Annotated in this window: 7 protein-coding genes; 4 read left to right on the plus strand and 3 right to left on the minus strand. The window is 65.2% G+C overall.

Annotated elements, in window-relative coordinates:
* Positions 1 to 85: 85 nt before the first annotated feature.
* On the minus strand, positions 86 to 553 hold the full coding sequence (locus tag GH737_RS02250; protein WP_155263236.1) for an OsmC family protein: 468 nt from the start codon (positions 551 to 553) through the stop codon (positions 86 to 88).
* A gap of 381 nt (positions 554 to 934) precedes the next feature.
* On the minus strand, positions 935 to 2467 hold the full coding sequence (locus GH737_RS02255; RefSeq protein ID WP_155263237.1) for an acyl-CoA carboxylase subunit beta: 1533 nt from the start codon (positions 2465 to 2467) through the stop codon (positions 935 to 937).
* A 299-nt stretch (positions 2468 to 2766) separates the two neighbouring features.
* On the opposite strand from GH737_RS02255, the gene GH737_RS02260 reads away from it, so the two are divergent.
* The 4 genes from GH737_RS02260 to GH737_RS02275 all read left to right on the plus strand — a co-directional run bounded on the left by GH737_RS02260 (position 2767) and on the right by GH737_RS02275 (position 6760).
* A complete protein-coding gene (locus GH737_RS02260) occupies positions 2767 to 3879 on the plus strand; it encodes a glycosyltransferase (RefSeq protein WP_230558579.1) in 1113 nt (370 codons plus the stop codon).
* Positions 3876 to 5051 (plus strand): UDP-galactopyranose mutase, encoded by a 1176-nt coding sequence (gene glf / locus GH737_RS02265; protein ID WP_155263239.1) that lies wholly within the window; start codon positions 3876 to 3878, stop codon positions 5049 to 5051. The genes GH737_RS02260 and glf overlap by 4 nt, the downstream gene beginning before the upstream one ends.
* 72 nt (positions 5052 to 5123) lie before the next feature.
* Complete coding sequence (locus GH737_RS02270; RefSeq protein ID WP_155263240.1) at positions 5124 to 5897, plus strand: histidine phosphatase family protein; 774 nt, start codon at positions 5124 to 5126, stop codon at positions 5895 to 5897.
* On the plus strand, positions 5894 to 6760 hold the full coding sequence (locus GH737_RS02275; RefSeq protein WP_155263241.1) for an NAD(P)H-hydrate dehydratase: 867 nt from the start codon (positions 5894 to 5896) through the stop codon (positions 6758 to 6760). Before GH737_RS02270 ends, GH737_RS02275 begins: the two co-directional genes overlap by 4 nt.
* Here GH737_RS02275 and GH737_RS02280 read toward each other — a convergent pair.
* On the minus strand, positions 6746 to 7137 hold a 392-nt coding region (locus GH737_RS02280; protein ID WP_275401940.1), incomplete at its 5' end, for a pyruvate kinase alpha/beta domain-containing protein. The two genes, GH737_RS02275 and GH737_RS02280, sit on opposite strands and share 15 nt — an antisense overlap.

The following is a 7137-nucleotide window of genomic DNA, read 5'->3' on the forward strand; positions in this document are numbered from 1 at the left end:
GGGCCGGTGTCGAGTCGTAGGCGCGCTCGTTACATCTTTATTGATGTGCCTTGCAATAAACGAAAATTAATACGGGCGGCCGGGCTCAAGCGGGCCGTAGCTCGATGCTGATCTCTGTCGTCACGCTGTTGGCGATGAAGCAGGCGTCGTGCGCGCGGTGGTGGAGGTCGGCGATCGCGGTTTCGCCGGGCGCACCGCCGCCCCAGCTCACGCGCGGGTGCAGAATGACTCGCGTCATCGCCATCTTCCCGTCGGGGCGCTTCTCGAGCACGCCTTCGGCCTCGTCGGCATATTCGTCGACCACGAACCCCGCCCGACGCGCGAAGTCGACGAAGAACAGCATGTGGCAGGACGACAGCGACGCGACAAACGCTTCCTCGGGATCGACGCCCGCCTGGTCCGACCAGGGCGCCGGGACCACGTGCGGGCTCGGGCTCGCCGGCACCACCGCGCCCCCGTCGAACGCCCACTCATGCGCGCGGCTGTACTGACCCTTGGCGAAGGCGGTGCTCTGGTCACGCGTCCAACGGATCGTCGCGGTGTAGATGCTCATCTCCTGCTGCACTCTCCAGCCCGAACCTGAACTACTCGAGTTAAGGCGTAACGCTGCGCTGCCTTTCTCACTTCGGATTGCCCATTCGCGACTGCATCCGTGTCACCTTGCTCGAAGCGCCTTACGCCGGCCAGTGACTCGTACATTCCCATCGCCGCGCCGCATGCGGACACGACCGCTATGGACACTTCGTCTGCCGTGCCGCCTGCCTCACTTAGCTTTACAGCTTGTTCAGTGAGACACTTTGGAAGCATCTCCGGGTGCAGAACTTCGTATTGCTGAAGGTCGAAGCCGAGATCTTGCTTGGGACAATCATCTGCTGCTGGTGGAAGGGCCTTGGCGCAACTACCAATGGCAAGGACGCCCAGAATAGCCGCTGCTCTAGAGCGGAATATTGTCATGCTTCTTCCACGGATTCTCGAGCTGCTTGTTGCGGAGCTTGCGTAACCCCATCGCCACCCGCCGCCGCGTCGAATGCGGCATGATCACCTCGTCGATGAATCCCTTGCTCGCCGCGACGAAGGGGTTGGCGAAGCGCTCTTCATATTCGGCGGTGCGCTTGGCGATAATCTTCGCGTCCTTGGCGTCCTTGCGGAAGATGATCTCTACCGCGCCCTTGGCGCCCATCACCGCGATCTCGGCGGTCGGCCAGGCATAGTTGAGGTCGCCGCGCAAATGCTTGGAGGCCATGACGTCGTAGGCGCCGCCATAGGCCTTGCGCGTGATCACCGTGATCTTTGGCACCGTCGCCTCGGCATAAGCGAACAGCAGCTTCGCGCCGTGCTTGATGATCCCGTGGTGCTCCTGCCCGACTCCGGGGAGGAAGCCGGGCACGTCGACGAAGGTCAGGATCGGGATGTCGAACGCGTCGCAGAAGCGCACGAACCGCGCCGCCTTCTTCGAGGAATTAATGTCGAGCACGCCGGCGAGCCGCATCGGCTGGTTGGCGACGACGCCGACGGTCCGCCCCTCGATGCGGATGAACCCGATCAGGATGTTCGGCGCGTGCGCAGGCATCAATTCGAAGAAATCGCCCTCGTCGGCGACCTTCCGGATCAGCTCGTGCATGTCGTAAGGCGTCGCGGCCGACGGCGGGATCAGCGTGTCGAGGCTCTCCTCGATGCGGTCGGCGGGGTCCTCGCATGGGCGCTCGGGCAGGTCGTGGCGGTTCGACAAAGGCAGGAAGTCGAAGAACTCGCGCGTCGCCAGCAAAGCATCGATGTCGTTCTCGAACGCATTGTCGGCAACGCCCGACTTGGTCGTATGCGTGACCGCCCCGCCGAGCTCTTCCTGCGTCACCACCTCGTTGGTGACGGTCTTCACCACGTCGGGGCCGGTGACGAACATGTAGGACGAATCCTTCACCATGAAGATGAAGTCGGTCATCGCCGGCGAATAGACGGCGCCGCCGGCGCACGGGCCCATGATCAGGCTGATCTGTGGAATGACTCCGGACGCGAGCACGTTGCGCTGGAACACCTCGGCGTAGCCGGCGAGGCTGGCGACGCCTTCCTGGATTCGCGCGCCGCCCGAGTCGTTGAGGCCGATGACCGGCGCGCCGCCTTTCATCGCCATGTCCATGACCTTGCAGATCTTCTGCGCGTGGCGCTCGCTCAGGCTTCCGCCGAACACGGTGAAATCCTGCGCGAAGACGTAAACCAGCCGGCCGTTGATCGTGCCCGACCCGGTGACCACGCCGTCGCCCGGGATGCGCTGCTCCGCCATTCCGAAGTCGATCGCATTATGCTCGACGAACATGTCATATTCTTCGAAGCTGTCGGGATCGAGCAGGACCGAGAGCCGCTCGCGCGCGGTCAAACGACCCTTGGCATGCTGCGCCGCGATGCGCTTCTCGCCCCCGCCGAGCCGCGCCCGCTCGCGCCGCTTCTCGAGCTCTTCGATCGTGGTTGCCATTCGGCGTTTCGTCCCCATCTAAGGAAGGTCGAAGTTCCTCCCACGCACGCTTCGTCGGGTCAATCGGGCGGATTGACGATTGCTGCACTGCAACATCGCTGAGTTTCGGTTAATCCAGCGCAAGATTGCGGAACCGTAATGCGAGTCTCCCCGTTCATCCCGTGGGCAAACACAACACGGAGGTTGAACGGAAAATGCTGACTCGCGTCGGGGTGCCAGTGGAAGTGGAAGCCGAGCCCTCGGCGCCAAATCCTGAACCCGCAACTTTGATCTGCTTTTCGCACTTGCGGTGGAACTTCGTGTTCCAGCGGCCGCAGCATCTGATGAGCCGCTTCGCCCGGGAAATGAACCTCATCTACTGGGAAGAGCCGCTCGACATCGCTGCCAACGAGATCCCCTTCCTCCAGGTGCGCGACGACGAGGATGGTCGGAACGTCCGGATCATCGTCCCCCACCTCCCCAACGGAATGCCGCAGGACGCGCGCGAAGCGACGCTTAAACGCCTGCTCGACGCGCATCTTGCATCGCATCATGGGCCGATCGTCACCTGGTACTACACGCCGATGATGCTGCCCTTCTCGCGGCATCTCGAGCCCGATGTCACGGTCTTCGATGCGATGGACGAGCTCAGCAAGTTCAAGTTCGCGCCCGCAAAGCTGCTCGACCTCGAACAGGAGCTGATCGACCGTGCCGACATCGTCTTCACCGGCGGCTCCAGCCTGTTCGAGGCGAAGAAGGACCGCCACGACAACGTCCACTGCTTCCCCTCGTCCGTCGATCGCGCCCATTTCTGCAAGGCGCGCGCGCGCCAGTTCGATCCCGCCGACCAGGAAGACCTGCCCAAGCCGCGGCTCGGCTTCTACGGCGTGATCGACGAGCGCTTCGACACCGAGCTGCTTGCGAAAGCCGCGGAGATGCGTCCCGACTGGTCGTTCGTAATGGTCGGCCCGGTGGTGAAGATCAGCGAGGAGGACCTGCCGCGGCGGTCGAACATCCATTATCTCGGATCGAAGACCTACCAGCAACTGCCCGGCTATCTGTCCGGATGGGACGTTGCGCTGATGCCGTTCGCGATGAACGAATCGACGCAGTTCATCTCGCCGACCAAGACGCCCGAATATCTCGCCGGCGGCAAGCCGGTGGTCTCGACCCCGATCAGGGACGTGGTTCGCCATTACGGCCAGCTCGAAGGCGTTAAGATCGCGTCCACTGCCGACGAGTTCGTTGCCGCGTGCGACGAGGCGATGGAGCTGTCGCGCCACCCCGAGAGCGGCTGGCTGGCGGAAGCCGACCTCACCCTCTCCGCATCGAGCTGGGACACGACCCAGGCACGCATGGCCGGGCTGATGGCCGACGTTCTCGGCACGCGGGCCGGCGCGAATGCGGGTGCTTTGCTGGTGGCCGCGGAATGAGCGCGCCGCCCGAGGCGGCAAACAGCCGCTATGACTATCTGATCGTCGGAGCCGGGTTCGCCGGCTCCGTTCTTGCTGAGCGCCTGGCATCGCAGCATGGCGCGCGGGTGCTTCTGATCGACCGCCGGCCGCACGTCGGCGGCAACGCCTATGACGAGCCGAACGAGGCTGGGATCCTCTATCACAAATATGGCCCGCACATCTTCCACACCAACAGCGAGCAGGTGCGGGACTATCTTTCGCAGTTCACCGAGTGGCGTCCCTACGAGCACCGCGTGCGCGCGATGGTGCGCGACAAGCTGGTGCCGATCCCGATCAACCGCACGACGCTCAACGAGTTGTTCGGGCTGGACCTGAAGACCGACGAGGAGGCGGCCGACTATCTCGCCTCTCGCGCCGAGCCCGTCGACGACATCAAGACCTCCGAAGACGTCGTGATCAACGCCGTCGGGCGCGAGCTCTACGAGCTGTTCTTCCAGGGCTACACGCGCAAGCAGTGGGGCCTCGACCCGAGCGAGCTCGACAAGCAGGTGACCAGCCGCATCCCGACGCGGACCAACACCGACGACCGCTATTTCACCGACAGCTTCCAGGCGATGCCGCTCCACGGCTACACGAAGATGTTCGAGAAGATGCTTGACCATCCGCTGATCGAGGTCCGGACCGGCGTCGACTTCGCCGAGCTGAAGCCCCGCGCGCATGAACTTGCGGACCACATCATCTACAGCGGGCCGATCGACGAATATTTCGACTTCCGCTTCGGCCGGCTGCCCTACCGCAGTTTGAAGTTCGACCACCAGACGCTGGACGAGGAACGGCACCAGCCCGTGGCCGTGGTGAACTATCCCGACCCGCAGGTGCCCTACACCCGCGTCAGCGAGTACAAGCATTTGACCGGCCAGGACGCGCCGGTGACGACGATCACCTACGAATATCCTTCGGCCGAGGGCGATCCTTATTACCCGATCCCGCGGCCCGAGAACCAGGCGCTCTACAAGCGTTACGAGGCGCTCGCGGATTCGACCGAGGGCGTCGCCTTCGTCGGCCGCCTCGCGACCTATCGCTACTACAACATGGACCAGATCGTCGGCCAGGCGCTGGCGGCGTTCCGAAGGATCGACGAAAAACGAAAACGGCATCGGCCGCAGCCGATCGCGGTTGCGGCCGAATGACCGCCGACAACGATCGCCGCTGAGCAAAAGCCCGCGGCACAATATTCGCGCTCGCGCTTTCAGCCTTTCTGAATGGCGAGGACGCGGCAAAATTGGCCGGAGCGCTTGTGGCTGGTCCGGCACGGCCAGAGCCAGGGCAATGTCGCGCGCGACGCCGCCGACGAGGCGGGCGCGCACGAGATCGACATCGACATGCGCGACGTCGACGTGCCGCTGTCCGACCTCGGTCGCGAGCAGGCACGGGCCGCTGGCCGCTGGTTCGCATCGCTTTCGCGCGGCGAGCGGCCCGAGCTGATCCTGTCCTCTTCCTACGTGCGCGCGAAGGAGACCGCCGAAATCATCTGCCGCGAGGGCGCGCTTGCCGGCGGCCCCGGCCATACGATCGTCGACGAACGGCTGCGCGAGCGCGAGTTCGGGATTTTCGACCGGCTGACCACCGCCGGCATCCGCCACCGCTTCCCGGAGGAAGCCGCGCACCGTCGCCGGCTCGGCAAATTCTACCACCGCCCGCCGGGCGGCGAGAGCTGGGCCGACGTCATCCTGCGGCTCCGGTCGATGCTCAACACCATCAACCTGCATTATTGCGACCGCCGCGTGATGATCGTCTGCCACCAGGTCGTGGTGCTGTGCTTCCGCTACATCCTCGATGAGCTGGATGAGGCGCAGATCCTCGCGATCGACAAGCAGTCCGAGGTGCTCAACTGCGGGATCGCGGAATATCGCTTCGACCCGGATGCAAAGGGGCTGTGCGTCCCCGAGCTCGGCCGGTGGAATTACGGCGTGCCGCTCGAAGCCGAGGGCGCGCCGAAGACCTCCGCCCGCGATGCGGTGACGGGCACGCGATGAGCGGAACGGCGCTCGACCGAAGCGCGCTCGACGAGCATCCGCTTCCGCCCGTCGTCGACGGCGGCAAGGAGAGCAAGGGGCGCATCTTGGTGGTAGCCGGCAGCCGCGACGTGCCCGGCGCGGCGCTGCTGACTGCCACCGCGGCGATGCGGGCGGGCGCGGGCAAGCTCTGGATCGCGACGGTCCAAAGCGGCGCGATGCCGCTGGCCGTCGCCATGCCGGAAGCGATGGTCTTCGGCTTGCCCGAAGCGGACGATGGCGGATTTGCAGGCGGCGCCGTCGATCGCATCGAAGAGCTGGCTCAGGAAGTCGACGCCGTTGTCGCCGGCCCGGGGGTCAGGCGCTCGGACCTGTGCAAGCGTCTGTCCGATGTGCTGCTCGAAAGCGAGGCGGCGCTCGCGCTGGATGTAGCGCTTCTCGAGACCCTCGAGCCGCTGCACGAGCGCGCGATCGACCGCTCGTCCCTGCCGATCCTTCTGCCCAATGCGGACGAGCTTGCGAGCCTGCTCGAATGCGAGCCGAAGCATGTCGACGAAGACCCGATCGGCTGCGGCATGCGGGCCGCGGAGCTGTACCGCTCGGTCGTGCTCGTGAAAGGCGTGACCAGCCACGTCGTCACCCCTGCACGCGAATGCTGGACCTATGGAGGCGGCGCACCCGGGCTCGGCGTTTCCGGCAGCGGCGACGTTCTCGCCGGCATCGTCGGCGGCTTGCTCGCGCGAGGCGCCGAGCCGCTCAGCGCTTTGCTGTGGTCGGTGTGGCTCCACGGCGAAGCCGGTGCGCGCCTGGCGAAGAAAATCGGGCCGCTCGGTTTCCTCGCGCGAGAGATCGCCGGCGAAGTGCCAGGGCTACTGCCCCGCTAAACCTTTGCTCGCCTGGTAACGCTCGAGCTCGTCGCCGCTCAGCCGCACGACATGGAGCACGTTGGTCGATCCTGCCGTTCCGAAGGGAATTCCGGCCATCAGCACGATTCGGTCGCCGCCGCCGGCGATCTTGTGGCGCAGCGCCATGCGCTTGCCCTTCTCGACCATCTCCTCGAAGCTCCCGACGTCGCGCGAATGGACCGCATACACACCCCACAGCAGGCCCATCCTGCGCGCGGTGTGCAGCGACGGGCTCATCGCCAGCAAGGGGACCGGCGGCCGCTCGCGCGCGATCCGGCGCGCCGTCGCGCCCGAGCTCGTGTAGCAGACCATCGCGGTGGCCGAGACCGTCTGCGCGATCTGACGCGCCGACCCCG

The sequence above is a fragment of the Sphingomonas segetis genome (assembly GCF_009720245.1).
GTDB lineage: Bacteria > Pseudomonadota > Alphaproteobacteria > Sphingomonadales > Sphingomonadaceae > Sphingomicrobium > Sphingomicrobium segetis.

Excerpts from the sequence above, each read along its gene's own strand:
- GH737_RS02250 (WP_155263236.1), bottom strand. The coding sequence starts at position 553 with ATGAGCATCTACACCGCGACGATCCGTTGGACGCGTGACCAGAGCACC.
- GH737_RS02255 (WP_155263237.1), bottom strand. The coding sequence starts at position 2,467 with ATGGCAACCACGATCGAAGAGCTCGAGAAGCGGCGCGAGCGGGCGCGG.
- glf (WP_155263239.1), top strand. The coding sequence starts at position 3,876 with ATGAGCGCGCCGCCCGAGGCGGCAAACAGCCGCTATGACTATCTGATC.
- GH737_RS02270 (WP_155263240.1), top strand. The coding sequence starts at position 5,124 with ATGGCGAGGACGCGGCAAAATTGGCCGGAGCGCTTGTGGCTGGTCCGG.
- GH737_RS02275 (WP_155263241.1), top strand. The coding sequence starts at position 5,894 with ATGAGCGGAACGGCGCTCGACCGAAGCGCGCTCGACGAGCATCCGCTT.